Origin of the sequence: Cognatiyoonia sp. IB215446 (genome assembly GCF_033963825.1) — a bacterium.
In the GTDB taxonomy this organism is placed as follows: domain Bacteria; phylum Pseudomonadota; class Alphaproteobacteria; order Rhodobacterales; family Rhodobacteraceae; genus Yoonia.
In genome coordinates, this window is the sequence record NZ_JAXBMD010000003.1 from 95792 (window position 1) to 122564 (window position 26773).

The window sequence follows — 26773 nt, forward strand, 5'->3', positions numbered from 1 at the left end:
AAAGTCAGTTTTTCCTTACCAAGGGGCTCTGACTGGCTTGAAAAGCGGTTATCAGATAAAAATCACAAGACTTCGAATCGCGTCTGTGTCCCGTGTCACAGAGCGCTGCCAACTTTGGCTGGGAAACGCATGAATCACGCGATCAATATTTACCTTGATCACTTCGGCCTGCATGAACGTCCGTTCAGTTTGGTGCCCGATCCAGACTTTATATTCTGGTCGCCGGTGCACGAACGGGCCTATGCGATGTTCGAGTATGGTATCGTCACGCGCGCGCCAATCACGTTGATCACTGGCGACGTCGGCGCGGGCAAGACCACGCTCTTGCATCATCTGCTCAAATCGATGGGCGATGAGTTGACGATCGGTTTAATCTCAAACGCCCACGGCACGCGGGATGAGTTGCTGCGTTGGGTTTTGCAGGCCCTTGATCAGCCGGTTCCGGCGGAGGCCGATTATGTGCGTCTTTTCGGTCAGTTTGAGGAATATCTGATCGCGCAATATGGCGAAGGCCGCCGCGTCGTTCTGATCTTTGACGAGGCGCAGAACCTTAGCCGCGAGTCGTTGGAAGAGCTGCGGATGTTTACCAATATCAACTCCAATAAGGATGAGCTTCTGCAATTGGTGCTGGTTGGTCAGCCCGAGCTGCGCGACAAGGTCCGCCACCCGGACTTCACCCAGTTTGCCCAGCGGGTCGCTTCCAGTTTTCATTTGCCTGCCTTGGATGCCTCTGCCGTTCGTGACTACATCGACCACCGGTTGGAAGTTGCTGGGGCGCAAACGCCAATCTTTACACCAGCCGCCTGCGACATGGTTTTTGTACAGACTCGCGGCGTGCCGCGATTGATCAATCAGCTTTGTGACTTGTCACTGCTTTATGCCTATACAAGCGAAGAACAAAAAGTGACGGCAACAACGGTTGAACAAGTACTGGGCGACGGGGTATTTTTCGCCGGGGGCGTTGCGACTGAAAGACCGGATCAACCGGCTCTGCAGTCTGGCAGTACGAAGTGATTGGTGGATGATCGATTTTAGATTTTATCTTGCGGTGTTTTGGCGCCGCTTTCCTTACTTCTTTGTCCTGCTGTGCCTTGGCACGGCCGTTGGCCTTGCTGTCGCGCTGACACAAGAGCGGATCTATGTCGCCGAAGCGCGGCTGGTGGTTGAATCCGAACAGATCCCCGGCGACCTTGCCGCTTCGACCGTCCGCACGGATGCGACCGAGCAGTTGCAGATTATTCGTCAACGGATTTTGGCGCGAGACAATCTGCTTGAGATGGCCAACCGGTTGGGCGTCTATCGCGGTGCGTCCGCACCAGAGGATCAGTTGACACCTGATGAACGCGTGATGGACATGCGGCAGCGGATCAGGATTCAGACTAGCGGTACCGGACGCGGCTCATCCGCATCCTTTGTGACCGTTAGTTTTGACGCACCCGAACCACAGATGGCCGCAGCGGTCACGAACGAGGTCGTCACGCTCATCCTGCAAGAAAACATTGAGATGCGGACGACCGTTTCTGGTCAGACACTGGAGTTCTTTTCGCAGGAAACCGACCGGCTGGAACAGGAATTGTCCCAGATGAGTGCGCGCATCCTTGAGTTTCAAGAGGCCAATCTGGAAGCCCTGCCCGACAGCCTTGAATTTCGTCGTTCGCAGCAGGCCGCCGAGCAGGAGCGTTTGCTGGAACTTGAACGCGAGAAAAGTCAGCTGCGTGATAGGCGTGAGCGTCTGGTTGAGTTGTTTGAACAAACCGGCGAAGTTGGTTTGGTCGGTGCTGTTGCGCGCACGCCGGAAGAGGCCGAACTGCAGGAACTGGAAGATGAGCTGACGCGCACCTCTGCCGTTTTGTCATCGGATAATCCACGCATTGCAGTGTTGCAGGCACAGATTTCGGCGCTTGAGCGGATCGTTGCGGAGCAGCAGGCAGCGGGCACAATCGGGTTGAATGATGAAGGCACTCAACTGACGCCATTCGAATTGCAGCTCGCCGATCTTGATGGACAGATCGGGTTCATTGATGAACAGAAGGCTGTCATCACCGCAAATCTGGAACGACTTGCCGCATCGATCGCTGCGACACCCGGCAACGCAATCACCCTTGGCACATTAGAGCGGAATTTCGATAATCTGCGCGCGCAATACGATCAGGCTGTGCGCAACCGTTCTGCCGCAGAAGTTGGTGACACGATTGAGGCTTTGTCCAAGGGTCAGCGTATCTCGGTTATTGAACAGGCGAGCCCACCCGCAAGCCCGACTCGTCCGAATAGGCGTCGAATTGTTGCGATGGGAATCGCCGCTGGCCTTGGTATGGGGCTAGGACTGATCGCGCTGCTCGAATTGATAAACACTGCGGTGCGCCGTCCAGTTGATATCGTGAACGGCTTGCAGATCACCCCTATCATGACGATGCCCTACATTCGGACGAGGGGCGAGATTTGGCGCAAACGGCTGATTGTATTCGCCGTGGTGGTCATGGTTCTGGTCGGTCTGCCGGCGGCGATCTGGTATATTGATGCCTACATCCGTCCGTTGCAGCCCATCCTTGATGAGATCATGAGCAGGGTTGGGCTGGTCTAAGAATGGCGGAATATTATGGATAAGATACAAGCCGCAATCGCAAAAGCACGCGCCGCGCGTGAGGGCCGTATTCCTCCTCCAAAACCTGTCGCGCCATCCAAAGCTACGCCCGTCGTTGGCGGGCCGATGTCGAAAAGGTCCCAACTGATCCGTCCGGCCACGGATCGCGCGTCAATCTGGCTGCCGTTGGCCAACTTCGTGCCATCACCCAAAAAGATGGCGCGGCAGCGTATCGTCACATTCAGCAATTCTGCGGCAAAGCCCGAAGGGGCGGCGGCATTTGATATGTTGCGTACCAAAGTTCTGCAGCAGATGCGTGCGCAAGGATGGAAAAGGCTTGCCATCACGTCACCAGGTAAGGATTGTGGGAAGTCGACTGTCGCACTCAACCTCGCCTTTTCGCTTTCAAAACAGGCTGAGGTGCACACGATTGTTGGTGAAATGGACATGCGCCGTCCGACTTTGGCAAAGGCTTTGGATCTTTCGGGGGGTGGCAGCTTTGCCGCTGTTCTTGAAGGCAAAGCCAGCTTTACTGATGTGGCAATGCGCGCGCGACCAAACCTGGCCTTTGCCGTCAACTACGGGCCAGTGCGCAATTCATCGGAGCTTTTGCAAAGCTCAACGATTGAGCCTGCGCTGGATGAAATCGAAGCGCGTTACCAGCCGGATCTGACGATTTTTGACATGCCACCGATGCTGCAGACCGACGATACGCTTGCTTTCATGGATGTCGTCGATTGTGTTTTGCTCGTCGCTGCAGCCGAAAGCACGTCATTGGCCGAGATCGATGTCTGTGAGCGTGATCTTGCATCACAGACGAATGTGGTCGGCGTGCTTCTCAACAAGTGCCGGTATATGGACAATGAGACCGGTCAGATGGGATATGACTGATTTTCGCTGAGAAAAATAAGGGGCCGATCAGCGATCAGCCCCGTCGTGAAAATGTTTTGTTTTGAATTAGGCGATGTTGGATTTCCGCCGCAGCACCAGTGCCCCGGCCAATGCAGACAGCAACAACAGTCCACCGGCTGGAATGGGCACAGCCGCGACATCGATACGGATGGCCATATCGTCAAAGTCACGGTCACCCCGCGCGATGTCATCAAAGAGCACGTAGAACGAGTTCACGTCGATCTGGATAAAGCCCATCGCGAAGTTGGAAGAACCCGGATAGGCTAGACCGTCGTTGAAAAAGACGCCAATCGCGCGGAGTGGTGAATATGTCCCAAAGGCAAAATCCAGCAAACCACTCGTCTCTTGCCGCACGGTGATTTGGTCACCCGGCGTGGACGCAGCACCACCCCTATTGAAGAACGTCCCACCACCGAAAATGGCTGAAAAGTTTCTGTTGCCCGCTTCAGCGCCGAGGAATGTGTAGGTCACGTCTGCAGCACCACCACTTGCATCAAGGAACAAGCCGTTGCTGTAGGTCTTCTGATCGCCAGTAATGATGTCTATTTCTGTGTTGAACGCTGGCTGGATATCATTTCGGGTCACATCGTGTGTCTGACCTGCGCCGACAAAGTTCAATGTTGCCGCCGCCGCGTTCACCGCAGACAAAATCAAAAGTGCAATCGCGCCTGCCAAAAGCCGTTTCATCGTCGTTACTCCACTCGTCTCAATCAAGACAAAAGTTAATATCTGGTTACATAATGACATCAAATGGCCGCAATCTATGGCCCTGTGCAAGCATAAAACGACTCTTTTTGCCCCAAAGTACAGTATTTTGCCTGCGCGACGGTTTGGTTGTTGCGGGCATCGATTCCATTGGTGCGAATCAGGAGGATTGTTAACGTTGCGGAAACGCGACCTCTCGAGTTGACCAAGAAACCCAGGCGGTGCCGACTCAGTCGGCGGTCACTTGTGTCTTGGCCGCAGTTGGATAGCCAAGCGCGGCGAGGTCGATGTCTAACTGCTTGGAAAGACGTGAGTTGGATTTCGCAAAGTGATCACCAATATATCCGGCTGCGTCACGCTTGATCTTATCCTCAAAAGACTGACCCAAATTAGTGTATCGTGTGGCGAACAGATCAATGTTCCTCAGCATGCGATTACGACCGCGGACCCACAGCGGGTAATCACCATAGTTCGTCGGCAAATCCGGCGGCATTGGGAACATCTTGTTGAAGAACAGCTCAATCTGCGCTGCACTGCCGCTGCGTTTTGCGTTCACCGTTTCAGTTGCGACAGTTGATACCAGTGATGTCCCAAGCAATGCGTTGAGCTTCGCAAAATAGGCGTCCGGATCGTGATGCAGCAGCTCGTGAGGCAGCATAAGTATGTTGTCTGCGTCAAAATACCGACGCAATAGGTTGTACATCAGATCGTATTCGAAGTGTTCCTTGCGGATGACCGGGCGAAAACCAACCTTGCTGTCGTTGTCCTTAAGCATGCTAAGAAGCGACCTGCTGCCACCTTGCCGGACAAACTGAAAATACTGCGAGACGATCATCGATTTTTGCTCGCGGATGCAGACCAATATGCGCGCATCGGGAAAGGTTGCCTTGATCCGCTGCGCGACGGTTTCGGCATGATAGAATGCGTATACGGGAAAACCGGACAAATCCTCTTGCGAAATAACCGGAATCTGGTGCTCGAACTGCCCAAATGCGTTTCGGACCGTGACGGGGTCGAAATGCTCTGGATGCTCCAGCACGAAATGCTCAATCGCTGGAGCAGCATGTTCTCCCCATGGTCTGACGAACACGGCATCGTCGGAGAAGACCCGTTTCTGCAAAAACGTCGATGCTGTCTTTTGATATCCGATGTGAACCAGTGGCGATTTGGGCATGTCAGCCGCTTTCTGAAGATTTTGCGTATGGAGGTGGTGAGGGTCTGATCGCGGGCGTTACCGTTGCTGGCCAAGATAGCGTTTGATCAGGTCCGATCGATGCTCAAAGACACTTTCATCATCGAAGGGCGTGCCGTCCTTTCGGGCGTTTTGGATGAGGTCGGCAAGATGACTGCGGTCTTGCGCGAGCTTGAATAGCATATCGCCCAGCGCAGCAGTGTCACCAATCGGGACAAGATGACCGCCTTGGTTTTCGCCAATCAGATCAGCGGCGTAAGACCCTTCATAGCCCACAATCGGGGTGGCAGCGATTAGGCTTTCGATCAGGCAACGTGGAGACTCAGGTGTCTTATGACAGAAGAGGAAAGCATGCGCCGCCTGCATTTGCGCGGCGACCTGCGCCGGATCGTTGACGAAACCATGCAAGGTCACACGATCTGACAGCCTATTAGCCTGAAGCTGTTTTCTGAGGTTATCGAGTTGTGGGCCGTCGCCGAGCCAATGTGCTTCGAAATCAACCCCCTTTTGTGCCAGCTTCTGCAAGGCGGACGCCCAATCAAGCGGACCCTTCATCGCATTCGCGCGCCCGGCATAAACGATTTTCAATGGGTCATAAGCGGCGCTTTTCAGTTTGGCTTCAAAGGCCGTGTCAGAGATATGCGCATCACGCGAAACGTGGATATCATGCACGATCTGTGGGTTCCGGCAGTATCGCGCATAAGCGTCAAACGTCTGCTGGCCGTGAAACAAGCCAATGGTCGCACGCTTAATGACCCATCGTTCAAGTATCGCCATAGGGCGGTGTATCACGCTTTTCTTGATCCGGCCTTTTAGCGGTCCAGCGCGCGCATCAGAGCGTGTGACCTGCGACTCCACCCGGTCCGTCCACACGCCATATGGCCGTCCCATTTTGTGGGCCTGCAGACAGGCGACAGCGCCCCAATCACCAATCAGGCCCCCGATGGCAAATGACAGATATTCAGCCTGCGCAATCTCGGCCCGGATGATATCGCGGGTCGGCCTGTAGACTTTTGCAAACTTGGGCAGCACCCAGGCCGTCGGCAAGGCGACAACTTTGACCCGCGCCATGTTCGGGCCGACCTCATCTGCAGGCGTCCAGCCTGTGGGCGCGGGACCGTCCAGATGAGGCATCATGATCGTGACGCGATCAAAGTTTTCCGCCCACAGGCGCAATCCATTCGCCGCCTGCGCCTCGATCATCCAGTTGTCAGGCGTGCCATAAAGCGGCACCGGCGCGTAAATCAGCAGCCGGCCCTTTTCTATACTCATACATCAAGTCCCGGCACAAAGCGGGGCAATACCCGTGTTGTTTCGATGAACATGTCCTGCAGGCGGCGCTCGGCGTCCGCCTCACTCTCACCCGACAGGATCGGCGTTGTCAGGCGCACCAATGCACCGTCAGAGCGGCCAAGCACCAAGCTATCCCACAAAAGGTACATCTTGGCAGCGAAATCCCATGCGGTGTGACGTCCATGCTGTTCGAACCAGTAATAGACCAGCATGCGCGTCTGCCCCTTTTGGATCACGGCGCGGTTGAGGTTGTAGGGCGCGTCAAACCCGACCTGGGGCGCGATGTCGATCCGGTCGAGCTTGGCAATTTCCCAGCCCGCACCGGGCAGGCAAATCTCGGGCGAGTGGATGCCGCCATCCGTTTGATCATAGTACCAGGCCACGAAGAGACCGACATCAGCGGCTTCGTTCGGCTCTGCAAACCAGACCGAGTGATAATCGTCCGCGCCAAGTGTCCGCTGAACTTCGGGCGATAACGCCTGCGGAATGCCAGCCTGCCAGGTATCGAGCGATGTGGGGAACAACACGAAGGGCTCACGCGAAACAGTGACGCGTTCGGTCGTGCCCCGCGCCTCCCACGCCGCAGCGCCAGCGCCAAGGATGACAGCCGACAGAACCAGTGTGCGTGAGGGTGCGACAAACCGCAACCGCGCCATCTGGCTGCCCCATCCGCTTGTGTCGAGGTCAAGCGCGTCGATAATCCCCATGCCAGAGCCGCCAAGCCGCAGCATCAGCCACGCCAAAAGGAACAGGAGGACCACGCAGATCATGAAGATGATCCAGCCTTCGAAGAAATGCGTGAACCCTTCCAAGTATTCCAGCCCCACATAGTTCACGAGCCAGCCAGCAAAAGCGATGCGGACGGAGTTCATGACTATCGTGATCGGAACCGCTGCTAGCAGAAGGATCGCCTTGTGCCAAATCGTTCCGCGAAACAGGACAGCAAAGACATAGGAAAACGACATGATCGGGAAAAGGTAGCGTAGGCCTGAACAGGCCTCGGCAACGTGCAGCTTGTAGACGCCCAGATCGATGATGTTGCCCTCAAGGAAGACCGGCACGTTGATGACCTGCAGCATCCACACGCCCAGTTCGGATGATACCATCTGCAAATAGGTCGAGACCTTGTAATAAAGGACGCCGGGCAGTGGCAGCATATAGACCAGATGCACAACCGGCGGCCAGAACTGCCGACCGTCACGCCAGCCCCACAAGATCAGCAGGATTGCCCCGACCCACAGGATGATCGCATAGGCGACAATCTGATCGATTTGGCTGAGTTTGCCGAGCAGGCCTAGAATGACGGCAAAGATCAAAAGGGCGATACCCGGACCCTGATCGGTGACGGGGCCATGATCGACTGGCACCGTCTTCAACTGACGTAAAAACAGCAGCAGCGAAAGAACGGGAATCAGCGGCCCGTGGCTGTATTCCGGCAATTGCCATGCTGTGAAGAGCGCTTGCAGACCTTCAAAAAAGAAGGCTAGCGCTGCCAGCGTCGCCAGAAACAGCCAGAAAACTCCTGCTTGCAAGTAGCCTGTGATAAACCAAGAGGCGTGGGGTTCAGGGCGAGCAGTCATCTAAATCACAATGCAAATAGGTTAACATCACGGCGCTGATATTCAATGTAGGCACAAAATATGGCCTTACGTCTATACGATGATGACGACGACCGACAGGTCCAACACTGGAAAAACAGTGTGTGTTGGTGTGATACAACGGCGAGTTTGGCTTTGCGGTCGCATGAAACCGTGACATGGATAGGCATATCAAACGGTTTTGGATTTCAAACGTGATCAGTATTGCCATGCCAGCGGACAATGCGCCGTCATTCTCAGACTATCAGGCCACGCGGCATTTCGGCTCTTTGAATGGCCTACGCTTTTTGTGCATCGCGGCAGTGCTTTGGCATCATGGACCGGTCTGGACCAGCCTTGAAAACGCACCCCGGATCGCGACACGTGGCTTCGTAGGGGTTGATTTTTTCTTTGTTCTCAGTGGTTTTCTGATCACTACGTTGTTGATGCGCGAGGCGTCGGAACGCGGTCGTTTCTCACTGCGCGGGTTTTACTGGCGGCGGTTTTTGCGCATTATCCCTGTCTACTTTCTGGTCGTGACAGCGGTGGCCACCTACTACATAGGTGTGAAGGGTGAGACCCAGTATCTGAGCCAACTGCCCTTTTACTATCTGTTTCTTGCCAATTTCCTGACTACGGATATCCCGCTTTTATCGCCTATGTGGTCACTCGCAGTGGAAGAGCAGTACTATTTGGTCTGGCCGCTCTTGCTGATGATTTTGCCGCCCGGCTGGTTGATCCCGGTCCTTGGGTTTTTGGTCTTGTTGAATGTGGTAGCGGTGATCGGTTGGCTGACGCCGTTAGGGATTGCCGCATTTGAGGCTGGGCCTTTGCGCTTTGCGATGTTCAACACGACATATGCGCCCATCTTGCTCGGTTCGGTCGTGGCGATACTTCTGCACCGGCCAGCAAGCTTTGCTGTTCTCGCGCGCTTTTTGTCATCTGCACCTGCCTGCCTACTGTCGTTCGGCACCATTCTGGCACTTCTACAATGGTTGCCTGCAGATTTGCAGGGGTGGCCCAATCTGGCGCTGCATATCGCGATGGCAATTGCCTTGATCACGATTGTGATTCGTGAAGACAATGCATTGCGCCCTGTCCTTGCCCTGCGGCCTATCGCGAGGGTTGGGGAAATCAGCTATGGCGTCTATCTTTATCACCTGATCGGGTTGCACATCGCAAACGTGGGTCTGGGTGCGGCTGGCCTTGCGACACAAAACTGGGTGGTGCTGCTGATCTATACCGGCATTTCCATAGTGATCGCCGATATCAGTTTCCGCACGTTCGAGCGGTTCTTCCTGAACATGAAGACCAAGGGTTGGGGCCGCGTCAGGCCGTAGGTCGGCGTCTGACCTGACGCGGGGATGCGACGGCCAGGTCGGTTCTGCGGCGTAAATCACGTCGCGGATTTTCTGTGCGTTGAGGCTCACTCTGACCGCGCCGTTCGAACCGACCCAGCAACGCACCCGCAACCATCCATGTCACTGGCGTCAAACCGGAATTCGGCATCAGATCGACGAGGTTTGTGGCCAATATCAAACACAAGCCCTGACTGGCGATCGCGTATCGAAGCTGTCCTTTGGCAAAGAAATAAGCGAAGGCGGGCAGCGTCAAAAGTCCGAATTGCGCAATGTAGCCAACCCAACCCGACACACCGAAAACGATCACCCAGATGCCATCGGCAACGGTGATATCCGCGCCCGTGAAGGGGTCATACACGCGGCTACGCCCCCAGCCACCCCACCCCAAAAGCGGCTTTTGGGCAGCCCGTTCGAGTAGGGCTTCCTCGTGGTTCAACCGGAACCGGAAGGAACCCGCCCGGTCTTCGCTGATGATAGAAGCAAGGTTATAAACACGTTCGACGGGCACCACACCAGTGGATCGTGCCATGGGGTAAAGCAGAACGAGCAGAGCTGCGAAGGCAGCAAGGATTCGCCATTGGCTGGGTTTAGTCATCATCAGAAATGGCACGAAGATCATCGCGATCATGAAGGCGCCAACAACCTTCGAGATCAGCAAGATGGCCAGAAAGTAGATGCCGACATAAAGCGGCAAACCCTTGTCTTTTGGCGTTTCAGTTGCTGACTGTCCGGCTCGCCCGGGAGGTGGACGGTTGGCGACGCGAATTTTGTAGAGGGTGAAGGCCGCGATCACGACCATCAGCATGAACACTCCGACCCGCAAACCGTGCTGGATGAACACCATAGGGCGAAAGCCCCCAAAACGGATCTGCTGGACGAAATCATGTGCGTGAAACCCATAGAGCCAGCGGTGCAGTTGCGGGCTTAGACGGATCTCAATCAGGATCAGTAGAGTGTAGACAAATCCCAGCTTTACGAAGGTCCAGAGCATCGCCATATGCGCCTCATGCGTGCCTAGATGCCGCCTGGCCAACAAGAAGGGCAAAAGCATCACGCCTGCATTCAGCATCATTGAAAGTGCATCATAAAGACGGATGCCGGGAATCACGCGTGGGCCGAATACGACCCAATCCGTGTTTGTCAGCGCGACCCCGATTGGTGCGATAAACATGGTCGCGATACAGAGATTCGCGATCACACTGGGCTGATGCCGCGTTGCGATTGTAGTCGTGCCACCTTCAGCACGACCGCCCCGCTGGTTTGCACCTCTGGGATCAACAATGCGGCGCATCGGTGGTTTTGGGGTCAGCAGCAGCATGATGGCTGCGCTCAGGCTGGGGATCAGATGCTTATTCAACTCTGGTAAAAGCGGCAAATCAATGCCCGTCCGCTCCGGCAGAAAAAGATATCCGCCCATGATCGACCAGATCAGTGCATTCGGTACCGGCATCCGCCGGAACAGCACAATCACGACCAGCGGATAGGAAAAGAGGACGAAAGTGGCAAAAAGATTTGGCATATATGGTCAGGTGTAGGCGGACCGCGATGTCTGTTCATGGACGGTTAGATCGCTTCTTATCATACTTGTGTGAAAAGCAAGCGGAAGCGAACGTTATCGTGATGCATCACTGCGACGCCTATTCAGGCTCTGCCAGTCTGCAGGCTGTACAATGGCGTCAAACCACGCTTAGTGAACAGCAGATTTTGTTTTTGGTTGCTGAGATTGTTGAAACTGGATTTGAGCCAATTTGACTGCGCGATGTTCCCGCGTCGCATGTCGTTGACCGGTGAAAAACGTCCGGCGGCGCTTGCATGACACAGTCTTTGCCAACCATCCATGCCGTGGCCATTGGACGGAATGAGGGGCAGCGTCTGATCGCTTGTTTGGATTCCTTGAAGGGTCGGGTAGAGCGTATCGTTTACGTGGATAGCGGTTCAAATGATGGATCGGTGGCAGCGGCAAAGGATCGCGGTGTTGATGTCGTCGCGCTCAATATGGACAGCCCATTTACCGCGGCGCGAGCACGCAATGCTGGTATTGCCGCTCTGGCGGAGGGCTCGCCGCCAGATTTTGTACAATTCATCGATGGTGATTGCGTGCTTGACCCCGCTTGGCTGGATGTCGCATCGGCGTTTCTGCAAGAAAATCCGGGTGTGGTCGTGGTCTGCGGGCGACGGCGCGAGCGGTTTCCTGAGAAGACCGTCTACAACCGCATGTGTGACGCTGAATGGGGCACGCCGATTGGTGAGGCGAGCGCCTGTGGTGGTGATGCCCTGATGCGATGGGATGCGTTGCAGGCAGTGGATGGCTACAACCCGGGCCTAATCGCCGGGGAAGAGCCAGAGATGTGTTTGAGGATGCGCAGGCTGGGTTGGAAGATCTGGCGCCTGGATGCAGAGATGACGCTGCATGACGCGGATATGAGCCGCTTTGGCCAGTTCTGGAAACGTGCCAGCCGCGCTGGGCATGCGGCGGCGGAGGGGCAGGCTATGCATGGCCGTGGTCCCGAAAAGCACGGTGTGGCCGCAACGCGCCGCGCATTGCTTTGGGGTGTCGCGATTCCGCTCTTAGTGCTCTGCCTGACCTTTCTCACCGGGCCCGCGGCCCTCTTACTCTTGCTCGTCTATCCGCTGCAAGTCGTCCGCCTGGCATTGCGGGACGGCAACAGCCGCTTCGCCTGGGAGCAGGCCGTTCTGCTGACCTTGGGCAAATTCGCGGAAAGTCAGGGCATTCTTACCTATTACTGGCGCCGATGGCGCGGCTATCAGGCACAATTGATCGAGTATAAATGACAAACGCATCATCCACCCAAGGCAGCGAAGGGCCATCACTGTCCCGTCGCGTAGCGAAGGCGGGCAGCTGGGGCATCATTCAGGTGATGGGCGGCAACATCCTGCGGCTCTGCAGCAACCTGATCATGACGCGCCTGCTTGTCCCTGAAGCCTTCGGTCTGATGGCCCTAATTGGTGTGCTGCTGGCGGGCTTCAACCTGTTTACCGACATCGGCATCAACCGGTCGGTGATGCGCGAGAAGGATGGTGACCAGCCACATTTTCTACGCGTTGCATGGGTTGTAAAGATTGGCCGTGGTGCGATGATTTCGACCGCTGTTTTCGTATTGGCCGTGCTAGTCTGGTTCCTGGCCCCGATTTATGCACCGGAAGGTACGGTCTACGCGGATCCCAACCTTCCGTATCTGATGGCGATGGCGGCATTTGTGCCGCTCATTCTGGGATTCGACTCAACCAGAAACGAACTCAGCCAGCGGCGTCTGCAAATGCAGTATCCGGCGATTTTTGACAACCTCAACCACGCCCTAACGATTGTGTTCATGGTGATCTTCGCCTCGATAAGCCCAACTGTCTGGGCCCTGATGTGTGGGATGCTCGTCGGTGCTATTCTGAAGGTCACATTCACGCATACCTTTTATCCCGGCCCGCGCATGGCGTTTGTCTGGGACAAAGAGGTTGCCGACCGGCTCTGGCACTTTGGCAAGTGGCTGCTGGGATCGTCCGTTTTCACCTTCTTCGCCGTCAATGCGGAAAAGCTGATCCTTGGTGTGTTTCTAGACGCTGCCACGTTCGGCATTTTTGTAATTGCGATGTTCTGGATCGAGGCTGGGGTTATGCTGGTCGTGCGGCTGGGTGATGGTGTGGGTTTCCCTGTGATCAGTGAGGTTCTGCGCACCCGACCTCACGACGCGCCGCGCCTTTATCGCAAACTGCAGACCGGGATCGACGTCATTTGCCTCAGCGCGTTTCTGGTGTTGTTCTTTGGTGGGCAGCTTTTGATTGATACGCTATACACCGAAACCTACCAAGTTGCCGGGCTGTATCTGACCGTTCTTTCGCTGCGTTTCCTGGCCGTCAGGTTCGATACGGTGAATGGTCTGATCATGAACCACGGCAATAGCCGGGCGATGATGGTGATTTCTGGTGTGCGTGCCACGTGGATCTGCATCGCGCTGCCACTGACGTTTCAGTATGTTGGCTTTAACGCTGCACTCGTCATCATCGCGCTCGTCCCGCTGGTGACGGTGCCCTATTCGCTCTGGCTGGTGCGGCCTTATCTGGGTATGAAGCAGATCAGTTTTGACATCCTGTGGCTGGTGCTGACCCTGATCATCGCTGGTGTTGTCTATGCGTCACTCTAGGCACCGTTGGCGAAACAATCATCCGGGCCGCGGCGCTTTGTGGCAAGGATAAAGGCTTGATACAGAAGGTTAACGCGACTAGACCACTGGTGTATTTGTTATTGATATTTTTGGATCATCCATGATCATCATTTCACACCGCGGATATTGGAAAACGGCGGATGAAAAGAACACGGCCACGGCTTTCGACCGGTCGTTTTCGCTAGGCTACGGGACAGAGACGGATTTACGCGACCTTGATGGCCGTTTGGTCGTGGCACATGATCCGCCCCTGGCGGGAGCGATGGCCGCAGATGACATGTTTGCGCAGGTGGCCGCCCATAACCCTGACCTTCCCATGGCGCTCAACATCAAAGCGGACGGTTTGCAGCCGATGGTGACCGCTCAGGTGGCGCATCACGGGCTGACAGGGTGTTTTGTTTTCGACATGGCGGTGCCCGATGCCATAGGCTGGCTGAAAACGGATATCGCTGTGTTCACGCGCCATTCTGACGTGGAAGAGGTGCCTGCGTTTTATGATGAGGCTGCTGGCGTCTGGCTTGATGCGTTCCACAGCGAATGGTGGGATATGGATGTGATTGGCGCGCATCTCGCGGCGGGCAAGAAGGTGGCTGTCGTGTCATCTGAACTGCATGGACGCGATCACCAGGCACTTTGGACGATGATGAAATCCTCTGACCTCTGCCAAAGTGATGACGTTATTCTTTGTACAGATATCCCCGAAACAGCGAGTGAGTTTTTCGGATGACGAAAATTGAAGCCGTTATTTTTGATATGGATGGCGTGCTGATCGATGCCAAGGACTGGCATTATCACGCGCTGAACCGGGCGCTGGAGCTCTTTGGTTACACGATCTCGCGCGCAGATCACCTGTCGACCTTTGATGGTCTGCCGACACGCAAAAAGCTGGAGATGCTGAGTGCCGAACGCGGCCTGCCTCGTGGACTGCACGGGTTTCTGAATGATCTCAAACAGCAATACACGACCGATCAGGTGCATACCGATTGCCACCCGGTTTTTGTGCATGAATACGCGCTTTCCAGCCTCAAGGCGCGGGGCTACAAGCTTGGGCTCGCGTCGAATTCGGTGCGCAACTCCATCGAGTTGATGATGGAGAAAAGCGCACTGAAATCCTATTTCGATGTGATGCTGTCGAACGAGGACGTGAAAAAGCCGAAGCCCGACCCGGACATGTATCTGACAGCCACAAGGATGGTCGGTGTGCCGCCGGAAAAGACACTGGTGGTTGAGGACAACGTGAACGGCATCAAGGCGGCAGAGGGCGCGGGCTGTCACCTTTTGGTCGTGCAAAGCATTTACGACGTTCAGTTGGACCGCATCCTTGATGCGATCGCACGGGTGGAGGGCCAATCATGAATATCGTTATCCCCATGGCTGGCAAGGATGAGCGGTTCCAGCAATACGGCTTTCCCTTCCCCAAACCAGTGGTCGAAATCGATGGCCGCCCGCTGATCGAGCATGCATTCGATTGCCTGCGCATGACGCCGCAGGCCAATTTCACCTTTGTCATCCGCAAGGAAGATGACATGCGGTTCTATCTGCGCGATGTGCTGCGCCTGCTCGACCCCGAATGTGATATTATCCCGATTGACGGTGAAACGGCTGGTGCGGCCTGCACTGTGATGCTGGCTGTCGAGCAGATCGACAATGATGACGAACTGGTCATCGCCAATGGCGATCAGCTTTTACATTTCGATCTGAATGCGGTGATTGAGGATTTCCGCGCGCGTGATCTTGATGCCGGTACGGTCGTTTTCGATAGCGTGCACCCCCGCTGGTCATTCGTGAAAACGGATGACGATGGGATTGTGATTGAGGCCGCTGAAAAGCGCCCGATCAGTCGCAATGCGACGGCGGGTGTCTATTACTTCCGCAAAGGGTCGGACTTCGTGGCCGCCGCCAAGGCGATGATCATGAAGAAGGCCAGCGTGAATGGTGGCTATTTTGTTTGCCCGACCTTTAACGAATTGATCCTGAACCAGAAAAAGATCGGTATTCATCAGATCGAGCGCGAAGACTACACATCGCTCGCCACGCCGCAGGCGGTCGAGGAATACGATCAAAAGCTGCTGGCCGAGAAACGCGGGGCCGCATCATGAAGACCTTTCGGCTCGATGACATGACCAAGGGCTGGTTTGTGGGTAATTTTGACCCCGCTGTTCTCCAGACCGAAAATGCCGAAGTGGGCGTGAAGTCCTATGAGGCGGGCACGAAAGAGCCCAAGCATTATCATAAGGTCGCGCCCGAGGTGACGTTGATTATCAGCGGCGAGGCGCGGATGAATGACGTGCCCTATGGTCCGGGAGACATCATCCTGATCGAACCGGGCGAGGCGACTGACTTTGAGGCGGTGACGGATGTGACCACGGTCGTCGTGAAACTACCGAGTGTGGCGGGGGACAAGTATCTATGCTGAATATCGTGGTGCCTATGGCCGGGCGCGGCAGCCGCTTTGCGAAAGAAGGCTATACCTTGCCCAAGCCGCTGATCCCGGTTCAGGGCTATCCGATGATCCAAGTGGTCATCGAAAATCTGCGCCCCACGACCCCGCACCAGTTTCATTTCCTGATCCTGCGCGAACACGATGAGACCTATGATCTGGCTGCCAAGCTGCAGGATTGGGCGCCCGGCTGCTCCATCATTTATGTGGATGAAGTGACCGAGGGCGCGGCCTGCACTGTGCTGTTAGCGCGCGAGGCGATTGACAACGACGACCCGCTGATGATCGCCAATTGTGACCAGTATATCGATGCGTCGATTGACGCATATCTGGCTGATATGGAGGGCGCGGACGGGCTGATCATGACCATGTGGGCCGATGACGACAAATGGTCGTTTGTCCGCCGGGATGAGGCCGGTCGGGTCGTTGAAGTGGTCGAAAAGGTGGTTGTGTCGGATGAAGCAACGGTCGGCATCTACAACTTTGCGCGTGGTGCGGATTTCGTGCGCGGGGCTGATGCGATGATTGCTGCAGATGCGCGGGTGAATGGCGAATTCTACGTGGCCCCGGTCTACAGCACGCTGGCCGATGAAGGAGCTGACATCCGCTGTCATTCCATTGGGAAGGTGGGCGCGGGGATGCATGGGATCGGTGTGCCCGCCGACCTCAAGGCGTTTGAGGGTAGTGTTGTTGCGCAAAAGGCCGTCGCAAACTTGCCAAGCCTTGTTTCATGACGAAAGACGCGCCGAAAAAGGATCTGGTGACGCGGATCGGCAACAAGGTCGCGCAACGCTTGCTCGATGGCTCTGTCCGGTGGCTGAACAAGCGCTCTGACACCTATTCAACCTACCGCCAACGCCCGAAATTCGCCGCTCAACTCGGCACGCAGCGGGATCGTCCGCTGGATGTGGAGAGGATGGCCATTGTCATGCAGGGGCCGCTGCCTGTGCCCGACAATTTCGCATATGAGACCATGGCGATCTATCGCCGCCACATGCCGGATGTGCAGCTGATCCTGTCGACCTGGGCCGATACGCCCGAAGAGCATCTGGCCCCGATGCGCGATCTGGGCGTCGAAGTTGTGCCGTGCGAGAAGCCGGACGTTGCGGGACTTTTCAACATCAACATGCAGCTTGTCAGCGCAGGTGCGGGCATCAAAAAGGCCGTGGAAGACGGCGCCACATGGGTGATGAAAACCCGTGTCGATCAGCGGCTTTACAACCCCAATATCATGGCGGAACTGGCGGCGATGGCGAAGTCCTTCCCAGTCATGGGTGGGTTCGATCAAAAGCACCGTATCTTCGGGATCGGCTACGGATCGCTGAAATACGCACCCTATCATGTGACCGATCAGACCGTTTTCGGACATGCCGATGACATGCTGAAATATTGGACGCCGCCTTTGCGTGCAGATGCCCCGCCCGCGCATTTTCCCAAGACAGCTAATGAAATCTATACACAGATCCCCATTGGCGAAGAATGCAGGTTTGCTGCCCCAGAAAGCTACATAGCGTCGCAGTATCTAAGCCGGATCGGTAGAGAACTTGATTGGAGCGTGCAGGACACCTGGGCCGCCTATCGCGACAGTTTCTGCTTTGTGGACTACCAGACGACCGACTTTTTCTGGCAAAAGACACAAACTTGGAGCCGACTTGAGCTCATGCATGCCTATGACAAGGTCTGGACGCGGCACGAGATCACCTTTGCCCATTGGATATTGCTGTATTCAGGTACGCTCGCGCCGGAAGCCGCGGCCCGCTACGAAGGCGCCCTTGACCAGTTGTTCATGAGCGCCATTGACATCGCGGATTGAGGTCAACTCGGCGTCGTCTGCTCTGACAGTACGCGCCATACTAGATCCTGCATGTAGACCGCCTGTTCAGGCGTCACGCTGCCAACGTTCTGCAGGCCGCGTGGGTCGCGATCATAGATCACCGCATAGTGGGCCAGCGCGATAAAGTAGCCGCCGACCTCATTGAGGTGGATTGTGTCCAGAAACAAGTCATTGATATGTGTGAGCCCCGGTGCACGTCCTGCTGCGATATCGTCATAGATCGCGGCCATCAACAGCGGGCCGGGGATCATTTTCATCGGCGGCGCCCCAGCTGGACGGTTGACGTTCACATGATTCTGAATTTCTTCCCAGCCCGCCATCTCACGCGGCAGCCGTTCGCGGAATGGGATATGTCCGTCAGGGTCATTGTACGGGTTCTCAAACTCAGGGCCGCTGTTGGTGTTGACCCAAGTGGCATAAAGAACCGTTTCAGCGCCCTCGCCCCCATTGCCATTTTGCCAGGCATGCGTGAACCAGTTCAGCGCTTCGCCCGTTGAGTTGTGCCAGCGCATCGTCCCGGACAAAGAAACACGCTCGGTCAACACTAGCATCTCGTAGCGGTCGATGTTGTAGCGTGCGTCTGTCTGAATGGAATCGTTCGAATGATCCCACCGGAAATCCATACCACTGCCCGGTATGGTGGATTTGTCGATGATTGCGCCCCTTACCCCTTCAGACGCTACGATCAGGCGCAGTGGCTCCAGGATGACATCCGTCAGGCTATGGCCGGATTGGACAACACGGAGGGTTAGCGGTCGCTCTTGCGCAGTCACAAATGTGGCCAGGTTCACTGACGCAGCTAGCCACGTCATCGCAAATATCTTAATCAAATTGTTCAACTGCATCTTTATCCAACTCCTTTCAAATATCCTGAGTCTGGCGCCAAACAAGTCTTCATAGCTAGCCTAAGACGGCAAGATGTTACTGATTTGGCAGTCGTCAATTTTATTGCCTAGATGTGCAACAATTAGCCGGAATAGGCTGCCCTCAACTTGACCCTGTCACCCATCTAAAATATCCTAACAACCGACGAGTACATTATTTAAGTGAATGATATGAAAGAATTTTTTCCATTTGATCCTGACACATTAAGCATTGAGTCGAAGCGTGCCAAGGAACTTGGCGCATCCTTGGCTGCCGACTACCAATCCAAGACACCCTATCACTATACCTCTGTCGACAACTTCCTGCCGGAAGAGGTGATCACGCGTGTCCGTGAAGAGGCCTTGCAGATGGGCGACAAGCCCGCCGAGAATATGAGCGCGAACGAAAACCTCAAGACCTCGTTTAACCCTGACAGGATGCCGAAATACTCCAAGGCGGTGTTTCATGCGCTGAACTCGCGCCCTTTTATCCAGTTTCTCGAGCAGATGTCGGGCATAAAGGGCCTAATCCCTGATCCTTACTATGGTGGCGGTGGGATTCACCGCACGAATACAACGGGTTATCTGGATATTCACGCGGACTTCGACCACCATCAGATCATGAATCTTGAACGTCGGTTGAACGTGCTGATCTACCTCAATCCTGATTGGAAAGAGGAATATGGCGGCTCGTTTGAAATCTGGACAGATGACATGAGCGAGAAGGTCGACTCTTTCGTACCGATCATGAACCGGATGTGCTGTTTTTCGACCGGGGCCAATACGATGCATGGCAACCCCGAACCGGTAAACCACCCTGACGGCGAACCGCGTCTGTCCATCGCGCTTTATTACTACACTGCGACATGGGAGGAAGGGCGTGTGGCCCAATCGACCGTGTTCAAACAGCGCCCTGGTTCAAACGATGCACGTAGTCACGAAGCCACGTTGCGTGTCGTGCGTGAGTTTGTGCCGCCCATTGTCTATCGTAAGACGCGGAATTTGCTCGGGCGGTTGCGTCGGCGGTAATGGCCCGATCGTGCGGGCGCGTGTGGATTGTTCCTTTCAAAAGCCCTTAGCGAGAGTCATGATTGACCACAGTTCCAACGTCGGGATTTTGCCGTGATGATAAAGGAAACCGATCTGCCGGGGGTCGTTGAGATCACGCCGCGCCGTTTTTCCGACAGCCGCGGTCATTTCAGCGAGACCTATAATGCAGAGACGCTTACGGCGTTCGGTATCAACACGACCTTTGTGCAGGATAATCAGTCCTACAGCGCCGACAAGGGAACTGTGCGCGGGCTGCATTTTCAGGCGCCCCCCGCCGCGCAGGCCAAGCTGATCCGCGCCTTGCAAGGGGTGATATTTGATGTCGCGGTCGATATCCGCGTCGGCTCACCAACCTTCGGGCAATGGGTTGGTATTGAGCTATCGGATGAGAAGGGCAATCAATTGCTGATACCCGCGGGGTTCCTGCATGGCTTTGTCACGCGGGCGCCAGATTGCGTCGTGGCCTACAAGTGCTCGGCCACTTATGCGCCCGCAACCGAAGGTGCGGTGCGGTTTGATGATCCTGATCTTGGGATCGACTGGGGTATAGCCAATGATGCGGCGGTTCTGTCGGACAAGGACGCGGCGGCACCCGCCTTCAGTGATCTGCAATCGCCATTCCGGTACGAGCCTGCCTCATGAAGATCCTTGTGACAGGTGGCGCTGGCTTTATCGGGTCTGCGGTGGTGCGGCAGGCGGTGGGGCAAGGTCATGCGGTCGTGAACCTCGACAAGCTGACCTATGCGTCCTGTCTTGCCAATGTGGCGAGCGTTGCCGATGACCCAAACTACGCGTTTGAGCAGGCCGATATCTGTGATCGCGCGGCTCTTGATCGGATTTTCGCAGCCCACCAACCGGACGCGGTGATGCATCTGGCCGCTGAGTCCCATGTGGACCGGTCAATCGATGGCCCCGGCGCGTTTATCGAGACGAATGTGACCGGCACCTACACGCTGCTTGAGGCCGCGCGCGCCTATTGGCAGGCGCAAGGCAAACCGGATGCGTTCCGGTTCCACCATATCTCGACCGATGAGGTTTATGGATCACTGGGCGCTGTGGGTCAGTTTACCGAAGAGACGCCTTACGACCCGCGCAGCCCCTATTCCGCCTCGAAAGCGGCAAGCGATCATCTAGTGCGCGCATGGGGTGAGACCTATGGCTTGCCCGTTGTGCTGACCAATTGTTCGAACAATTACGGGCCGTACCACTTCCCCGAAAAGCTGATCCCCGTGGTGATCCTGAACGCGCTGCATGGCAAACCCATCCCGGTTTACGGCAAAGGCGAGAATGTGCGCGATTGGCTTTATGTCGAGGACCATGCAGATGCGCTGCTGACGGTGCTCGCGAAAGGTCAGGTGGGGCGCAGCTACAATATCGGTGGCGAGAACGAGGCACGGAATATCGATCTCGTCACCAAGATCTGCGCGCTCCTGGACGCGCGCCGCCCAGTCAACACGCCGCATGCCGACCTGATCACCTATGTCACCGACCGCCCTGGCCATGATCTGCGCTATGCGATTGACCCCAGCCGGATGCGGGACGAGCTGGGCTGGCGGCCATCGCTGACGCTGGATGAGGGCCTTGCAAAAACGGTGGATTGGTACCTGGCCAACGAAAGCTGGTGGCGACCGTTACTGGACCGGGATGGCGTTGGCCAGCGCTTGGGCACCGCATGAAGGTTCTGGTTTTCGGCAAAACCGGCCAGGTCGCGCGGGCTTTGATGGCTTCTGGTCCGGCCCATGGCGTCACCATCACCGCGCTGGGCCGCGAAGAAGCGGACCTCGCCGACCCGCAGGCCTGCGCCGACCGCATCGCCGCAAGTGACGTGGACGCCGTCATCAACGCCGCCGCCTGGACTGCTGTCGATGCGGCAGAGGAAGAGGAAGATGCGGCCTTTGTGATTAATGCTGAAGCGCCCGGAGCCATGGCTCGCGCCTGCGCGGCCAAGGACATCCCCTTCGTCCATATCTCAACCGATTATGTCTTTGACGGCAGCGAAGGCGCCCCTTGGCTTCCCACAGACCCGACCCATCCGCTGGGCGCTTATGGACGGACCAAGCTGGCTGGAGAGGAGCAGGTTACCGATGCAGGCGGTACATCCGTCATCCTGCGCACCGCATGGGTCTTTGACGGCACGGGCAAGAACTTCGTCACGACAATGCTGCGTCTCTCTGAGACGCGCGATACTTTGACGATCGTGGCCGACCAGAATGGCGGACCGACCCCCGCCGCCGCGATTGCGGATGCCTGTTTGCGTATCGCGAAAGACCTCGCGGCCGGACTTGGCAAAACCGGCATCTACCATTTCAGCGGCACCCCCGATACGACATGGGCCGACTTCGCGCGCGTGATCTTCGCCACAGCGGGGCGGGATGTGACGGTGAAGGATATCGCAACCGCCGACTACCCGACCCCGGCCAAGCGCCCGGCGAATTCGCGGCTCGATTGTACCTCGCTTGCGGCGGATTACGGGATCAAACGCCCGGATTGGCAGGCGGCCCTGACCGAAATACTGGCGCGGAGGAGCACATCATGAGCATGCGCAAGGGTGTGATACTTGCCGGCGGCACCGGATCGCGCCTGTGGCCGATTACGCAGGGCCTCTCTAAGCAGCTGATGCCGATCTACGACAAGCCGATGATCTATTATCCGCTATCGGTCCTGATGCTCACGGATATCCGTGAGATCGCGATTATCACTACCCCGCAGGATCAGGCGCAATTCCAGCACTTGCTGGGCGACGGGTCCCAATGGGGGGTTGAAATCACATGGCTCTTGCAACCCAGTCCCGACGGTCTGGCGCAGGCCTATCTGATTGCGGAAGAGTTTCTTGCCGGTGGTCCATCTGCCATGGTGCTGGGCGACAACATCTTTTTCGGCCACGGCCTGCCGGAACTGCTGGAGAGCGCAGATAACCAAGCCTCGGGCGGCACGGTCTTCGGCTACCGGGTTGCCGACCCGGAACGCTATGGTGTTGTCGGTATGGACGATGGTGGGCGGGTCACGCAGATTATCGAAAAGCCCGATGTGCCGCCCTCGAACTATGCCGTCACCGGGCTTTACTTTCTCGACGGCACCGCCCCGGCACGCGCGCGCGATATCAAACCCAGCGCACGGGGCGAGTTGGAGATCGTGACACTTCTGGAAAGCTACCTTGCCGACGGCATGCTGAACGTCGAAACAATGGGTCGCGGCTATGCCTGGCTCGACACGGGCACCCATGGCAGCCTGCTGGATGCGAGCAACTTTGTGCGGACGCTGCAAAGCCGGCAGGGTCTGCAGACCGGTTGCCCGGAAGAGATTGCCTATAATGCAGGCTGGATCGACGATACCGCGCTAGAGGCGCTTGCCGACCGTTATGCGAAGACCGAATACGGCGCGTATCTGCGAGGTTTGCTTTAGTGGCGCTCGCCTACCTGATGAACACCTATCCGATCACGTCGACCACCTTCGTGCGGCGCGAGATCCATGCGCATGAGGCGGCGGGCATGCCGGTTAAGCGCTTTGCGATCCGCAACTGGGGTGAGGACCTTGTCGACCCCCGCGACCGCGATGAGATCGGCAAGACGACCTATATCCTGCAACAAGGTGCGGCGGCGCTGATCGGGCGCGCGCTGAAAGAGGCGGTGACCAACCCGCTGGGCTTCGCGCGGGCCTTTGGCACGATGGTTCATCTTGCTACCCGGCCCGGCAGTACGGGATTGAAGAACGCCGCTTATCTAATCGAGGCCGTGTTCTTCAAACAAGCCGCCCGCGCCGCCGGTATCCACCACGTCCACGCACATTTCTCGACCAACTCAGCCGCTGTCGCCCTGCTGGCCCGGCGCATGGGCGGGCCGAGTTACAGTTTCACCGCCCATGGACCTGACGAATTTGACGATCCGGCGGCGAATGGCTTGCCGGTGAAGGTCGAACACGCGGCCTTTGTCGCCGCCATCACCGATTATGCGCGTGGCGTCATTCTGCAGGCGACCGGCGGTGCCGGTGCCGACAAGGTCCAAGTGGTCCGCTGCGGCATTGATCTCGATGAGTTCAGCGTAACCCCGCCGCCCGAAAACAAACGCGTCGTCTGCGTCGGGCGTCTGTGCCCTGCCAAGGCGCAGGTGCTACTGGTTGAGGCGGTCGCACCGTTGGTCGCCGATCATCCTGAACTGGAGCTGGTTTTTATCGGCGATGGCGAGGATCGCGCGGGGATTGAGGCGCGTATCGCCGAACTGGGGTTGCAGGATCACGTCTCGCTCCCCGGTTGGGGCACCGGGGACGAGGTTCGTGCGGCCATAAAAGGCGCGCGTATCTTCGCACTGCCCAGCTTTGCCGAAGGTCTGCCAATCGTGCTGATGGAAAGCCTCGCCATGGGCCGGGCCGTGGTCACCACGCAAATCACCGGCATCCCCGAACTTGTGGACGACAAGGTCGGTTGGATCGTCCCGCCAGGAGATGTGTCCGCGTTGCGTGGTGCAATCAAAAATGCGTTGTCAGCAGATGAGGCTACTCTGGCTGCACTGGGAGCAACTGGCGCCGCGCGCGTGGGCCAGGCACATGACCAATCCCGCAACGCCGCAAAACTACGCAAGTTCTTTCCGCGCCAAAACAGCTGATCTTTCATAGACCAAAAGCCGATGCCTTCGGATGATGCTCTGGCGATTTGCGGTTGTCAGAGTTCTCTGAACACAGCACAGTAAGCGATCTGACCATAGTGCCTAGCAGACATTTGAGCGCATTGGCGTCGTGAGTTTGGCACCCCATGCTGCTACGGGCATGTCGGAGCATTTTGGCGATGTCTGAAACACTGAGCACATTGCCACCGACTAATGTCGCATATGGCTCCATAACTCACGCGAAAGCACCTTGAGCAGAATTACACCCGGCAAAGATGGTCTGCAGAGCAGCCCATCACACCCCTTTCAATTGCTTACGAGGCACTATCAAGGGACCCGCAAAGCGCTTTGGCGAGCATACTTAGAGCGCTTGGATTGGATGCCTCGGTCGCAAGGATGACACCAGTGCGGACCTTCCGGCTCGCGGAAAGACTAAACGAAGACTGGCGCGCGCTTCATGTCTGAGGCGCGACCATCGCGTTAGCCGTGTTGAAAACGCACCCAATGCCACATCCGAATGTGGACCTTGATGACGCAAGCATGCAATTCGGCGTTCGCCATCAGATCGCTCTTGCTCTTTACTCGACAGAAGGCATTACTCAAAAGACTTTGAGCGGAGCAAAAATGTACCGCGCGTTAGAAAACAAGCGAGGATCTTAAATCTACGGTCAGTGAGAAAATTCAAGACCTCCGGAACGGTGTTTTCTCCACCCCTTTCTGCACCCGCATCAATTGCGATGTATTCGACTTTTTTCAGGGTGTTTTCCGCACCGCTCAGAACCTCCGGCTCCATCCCCTCTGCTTCAACTTTCAGAAGCTTGATTTTGGTAAGGCCGGAGATCGGCTCAAAGTCGTCAAGCCGAACCTTATCGACACTAATGACACCACTATGCTTATCGGGTTTGAACAGGCTTGAGTCTGCAGATTCTGTGTTGAGAAAGAATTCTGCTGTCCCACTAGAGTCGCTTAGCGCAACATCGTAGCATTGACCGATGACGTTCTCGCGCAATGCGGCATAGGCGCTTGGATCAGGTTCGAAGGCGTAATAGCCTCCACCATTGTCATTACACCACATGCCAATCTCACCAATATTGGCGCCTACATCAAGGACAACATCATCTTTGGTGATGAGACCTCGCGGCAAACGATAGTCGCTCACAAGCTGTTTGCGACGACGAAAGATGCCACGTCTGTACAAAGACAGCCGCGCCCGGTCAGACACGAAAACCTTCTTTCCAGTTCGGCGATCTTGGGCAAAGAAGAGCTGCTTTTCTTCATCAAAGCCAAAACTGCACTTGCGGGTTGGCTGCGGTATGTTCTGGCCTTGAGGATCCTGTGTCACGGCAGGTTCTCCTGTTTTTGTCTGAGTAGTGGCCGACAATGCAATCCTTTCAGCAGGATCTTCGACCGTCTGATATGGCGGCTTTTTAAGACTGCCATGAGGCCACTTATGAAACTTCGAGCTTTTGATGTTCTCGGAAATGATGTTCACTTTGTTGGGTGGGATCGCCGTCAGGGCAGCGGGCAATGACAGTTGATCGCGCCTCGAATATCGCAAGACATGCGCATACCATCTCTCCATTGCCTCGACACAATGCGGGTCGTTATGACGGCGCGCCAATATGCCACCCCAAACCGGTCTCGCATGCAGCACCTCGGAGTAGTGTTCTTCATAGAATGCTTCATGTTCATCAAGCACATGCTGGTGTTCGAGATTGTACTTTAAGGTGGCGCTGAACTCGGCAGCGACGCTTGCCCTAAACGAATGAAACATCCCACCAAAGACAACCTCGTTATCGGGAACAAGCTTCTCCCAAATCTGGTTCGGGTCCCGCCTCAACAATACTGTGCTATCAATGTAGAGTGACTTATCGTGCTGCCTTAACCAACGATGAGGGCGAATCTTCTGCTCACGCGAACTACGGAAAGGATCAGCTTCCAGAAACGAGGTGACCGACAAGCATGTCCAACCATTCGGCGTTTTGATTTTCTGATCCGTGAAACAAATGTAGTCCACATTTTCGAACGGCGTGACTGGCGGCAGTTCGTAACCCCATCCCAGGACATTTGTGTAGACTGCCAGCCGTTCGTTCACTTGCCGCTCTAACTTGCGCAGATAGCGCGCTTTGGTGTTTTCTTTCACGTTGTCTCCGCAAAGCACACCGACATCTGTCATGAACCGGTCGGATGCT

General features: G+C 56.1%; 26 protein-coding genes and 1 pseudogene. 20 read left to right on the top strand and 7 right to left on the bottom strand.

Annotated elements, in window-relative coordinates; genetic code table 11:
- The first annotated feature begins 129 nt into the window (after positions 1–129).
- From SLH49_RS14635 to SLH49_RS14645, 3 genes are read left to right on the top strand one after another with little or no spacing between them, the layout of a single operon-like run.
- Entirely contained in the window at positions 130–1014 is an 885-nt protein-coding gene (locus tag SLH49_RS14635; protein WP_320269903.1) for an ExeA family protein, read from the top strand.
- Between the two features lie 7 nt (positions 1015–1021).
- Positions 1022–2581 carry a lipopolysaccharide biosynthesis protein gene (locus tag SLH49_RS14640; protein ID WP_320269904.1) on the top strand — a complete coding sequence of 520 codons (1560 nt, stop codon included), beginning with the start codon at positions 1022–1024 and terminating at the stop codon, positions 2579–2581.
- Positions 2582–2596: 15 nt separating this feature from the next.
- Positions 2597–3472, top strand: a complete 876-nt coding sequence (locus tag SLH49_RS14645) for a CpsD/CapB family tyrosine-protein kinase (protein WP_320269905.1) — start codon at positions 2597–2599, stop codon at positions 3470–3472.
- 66 nt (positions 3473–3538) lie between these two features.
- Here SLH49_RS14645 and SLH49_RS14650 read toward each other — a convergent pair whose 3' ends face one another.
- From SLH49_RS14650 to xrtD, 4 genes are all read right to left on the bottom strand, one after another.
- Entirely contained in the window at positions 3539–4180 is a 642-nt protein-coding gene (locus SLH49_RS14650; protein WP_320269906.1) for a VPLPA-CTERM sorting domain-containing protein, read from the bottom strand.
- A gap of 247 nt (positions 4181–4427) precedes the next feature.
- Positions 4428–5372, bottom strand: coding sequence for a sulfotransferase (locus tag SLH49_RS14655; protein WP_320269907.1), 945 nt, complete (start codon positions 5370–5372; stop codon positions 4428–4430).
- A 57-nt stretch (positions 5373–5429) separates the two neighbouring features.
- Positions 5430–6662, bottom strand: coding sequence for a glycosyltransferase (locus tag SLH49_RS14660; RefSeq protein WP_320269908.1), 1233 nt, complete (start codon positions 6660–6662; stop codon positions 5430–5432).
- Positions 6659–8263: a VPLPA-CTERM-specific exosortase XrtD gene (gene xrtD, locus SLH49_RS14665; RefSeq protein ID WP_320269909.1), complete on the bottom strand. Its 1605-nt coding sequence runs from the start codon at positions 8261–8263 to the stop codon at positions 6659–6661. The genes SLH49_RS14660 and xrtD overlap by 4 nt, the downstream gene beginning before the upstream one ends.
- A 212-nt stretch (positions 8264–8475) precedes the next feature.
- Here xrtD and SLH49_RS14670 point away from each other — a divergent pair, with 212 nt between their 5' ends.
- A complete protein-coding gene (locus SLH49_RS14670) occupies positions 8476–9600 on the top strand; it encodes an acyltransferase (protein WP_320269910.1) in 1125 nt (374 codons plus the stop codon).
- Here the strand turns inward: SLH49_RS14670 and SLH49_RS14675 are convergent.
- Entirely contained in the window at positions 9590–11140 is a 1551-nt protein-coding gene (locus SLH49_RS14675; RefSeq protein ID WP_320269911.1) for a hypothetical protein, read from the bottom strand. The genes SLH49_RS14670 and SLH49_RS14675 overlap by 11 nt on opposite strands.
- A 26-nt stretch (positions 11141–11166) precedes the next feature.
- Between SLH49_RS14675 and SLH49_RS14680 the strand changes: the two genes are divergently transcribed.
- The 9 genes from SLH49_RS14680 (at position 11167) to SLH49_RS14720 (ending at position 18049) form a co-directional block, all read left to right on the top strand.
- Positions 11167–11373, top strand: coding sequence for a hypothetical protein (locus tag SLH49_RS14680; RefSeq protein ID WP_320269912.1), 207 nt, complete (start codon positions 11167–11169; stop codon positions 11371–11373).
- A gap of 60 nt (positions 11374–11433) precedes the next feature.
- Complete coding sequence (locus tag SLH49_RS14685; protein ID WP_320269913.1) at positions 11434–12414, top strand: glycosyltransferase; 981 nt, start codon at positions 11434–11436, stop codon at positions 12412–12414.
- Positions 12411–13775, top strand: a complete 1365-nt coding sequence (locus SLH49_RS14690; protein ID WP_320269914.1) for an oligosaccharide flippase family protein — start codon at positions 12411–12413, stop codon at positions 13773–13775. The genes SLH49_RS14685 and SLH49_RS14690 overlap by 4 nt, the downstream gene beginning before the upstream one ends.
- 121 nt (positions 13776–13896) lie before the next feature.
- Positions 13897–14523: a hypothetical protein gene (locus SLH49_RS14695; RefSeq protein WP_320269915.1), complete on the top strand. Its 627-nt coding sequence runs from the start codon at positions 13897–13899 to the stop codon at positions 14521–14523.
- On the top strand, positions 14520–15152 hold the full coding sequence (locus tag SLH49_RS14700; RefSeq protein ID WP_320239765.1) for an HAD family phosphatase: 633 nt from the start codon (positions 14520–14522) through the stop codon (positions 15150–15152). Before SLH49_RS14695 ends, SLH49_RS14700 begins: the two co-directional genes overlap by 4 nt.
- Complete coding sequence (locus SLH49_RS14705; protein ID WP_320239764.1) at positions 15149–15895, top strand: glycosyltransferase family 2 protein; 747 nt, start codon at positions 15149–15151, stop codon at positions 15893–15895. Before SLH49_RS14700 ends, SLH49_RS14705 begins: the two co-directional genes overlap by 4 nt.
- Complete coding sequence (locus SLH49_RS14710; RefSeq protein WP_320269916.1) at positions 15892–16212, top strand: cupin domain-containing protein; 321 nt, start codon at positions 15892–15894, stop codon at positions 16210–16212. The genes SLH49_RS14705 and SLH49_RS14710 overlap by 4 nt, the downstream gene beginning before the upstream one ends.
- Positions 16206–16970 (top strand): glycosyltransferase family 2 protein, encoded by a 765-nt coding sequence (locus SLH49_RS14715; protein WP_320269917.1) that lies wholly within the window; start codon positions 16206–16208, stop codon positions 16968–16970. Before SLH49_RS14710 ends, SLH49_RS14715 begins: the two co-directional genes overlap by 7 nt.
- Positions 16967–18049, top strand: coding sequence for a WavE lipopolysaccharide synthesis family protein (locus SLH49_RS14720; protein WP_320269918.1), 1083 nt, complete (start codon positions 16967–16969; stop codon positions 18047–18049). The genes SLH49_RS14715 and SLH49_RS14720 overlap by 4 nt, the downstream gene beginning before the upstream one ends.
- Positions 18050–18051: 2 nt before the next feature.
- On the opposite strand, the gene SLH49_RS14725 is transcribed toward SLH49_RS14720, so the two are convergent.
- Positions 18052–18915, bottom strand: coding sequence for a hypothetical protein (locus SLH49_RS14725; protein WP_320269919.1), 864 nt, complete (start codon positions 18913–18915; stop codon positions 18052–18054).
- Between the two features lie 210 nt (positions 18916–19125).
- On the opposite strand from SLH49_RS14725, the gene SLH49_RS14730 reads away from it, so the two are divergent.
- The 7 genes and pseudogenes from SLH49_RS14730 to SLH49_RS22385 all read left to right on the top strand — a co-directional run.
- Positions 19126–19962, top strand: coding sequence for a 2OG-Fe(II) oxygenase (locus SLH49_RS14730; protein WP_320269920.1), 837 nt, complete (start codon positions 19126–19128; stop codon positions 19960–19962).
- Between the two features lie 93 nt (positions 19963–20055).
- Positions 20056–20625 carry a dTDP-4-dehydrorhamnose 3,5-epimerase gene (rfbC, locus tag SLH49_RS14735; protein WP_320269921.1) on the top strand — a complete coding sequence of 190 codons (570 nt, stop codon included), beginning with the start codon at positions 20056–20058 and terminating at the stop codon, positions 20623–20625.
- Complete coding sequence (gene rfbB, locus SLH49_RS14740; RefSeq protein WP_320269922.1) at positions 20622–21659, top strand: dTDP-glucose 4,6-dehydratase; 1038 nt, start codon at positions 20622–20624, stop codon at positions 21657–21659. Before rfbC ends, rfbB begins: the two co-directional genes overlap by 4 nt.
- On the top strand, positions 21656–22519 hold the full coding sequence (gene rfbD, locus SLH49_RS14745) for a dTDP-4-dehydrorhamnose reductase (RefSeq protein ID WP_320269923.1): 864 nt from the start codon (positions 21656–21658) through the stop codon (positions 22517–22519). Before rfbB ends, rfbD begins: the two co-directional genes overlap by 4 nt.
- Positions 22516–23385 (top strand): glucose-1-phosphate thymidylyltransferase RfbA, encoded by an 870-nt coding sequence (rfbA, locus tag SLH49_RS14750; RefSeq protein WP_320269924.1) that lies wholly within the window; start codon positions 22516–22518, stop codon positions 23383–23385. The genes rfbD and rfbA overlap by 4 nt, the downstream gene beginning before the upstream one ends.
- On the top strand, positions 23385–24581 hold the full coding sequence (locus SLH49_RS14755) for a glycosyltransferase family 4 protein (RefSeq protein WP_320269925.1): 1197 nt from the start codon (positions 23385–23387) through the stop codon (positions 24579–24581). Before rfbA ends, SLH49_RS14755 begins: the two co-directional genes overlap by 1 nt.
- Positions 24582–24851: 270 nt before the next feature.
- A pseudogene (locus SLH49_RS22385) lies at positions 24852–25046 on the top strand (Stf0 family sulfotransferase); the annotation flags it as partial.
- A 130-nt stretch (positions 25047–25176) separates the two neighbouring features.
- On the opposite strand, the gene SLH49_RS14760 reads toward SLH49_RS22385, so the two are convergent.
- Positions 25177–26757, bottom strand: coding sequence for an FkbM family methyltransferase (locus SLH49_RS14760; RefSeq protein WP_320269926.1), 1581 nt, complete (start codon positions 26755–26757; stop codon positions 25177–25179).
- Between the last annotated feature and the right edge of the window lie 16 nt (positions 26758–26773).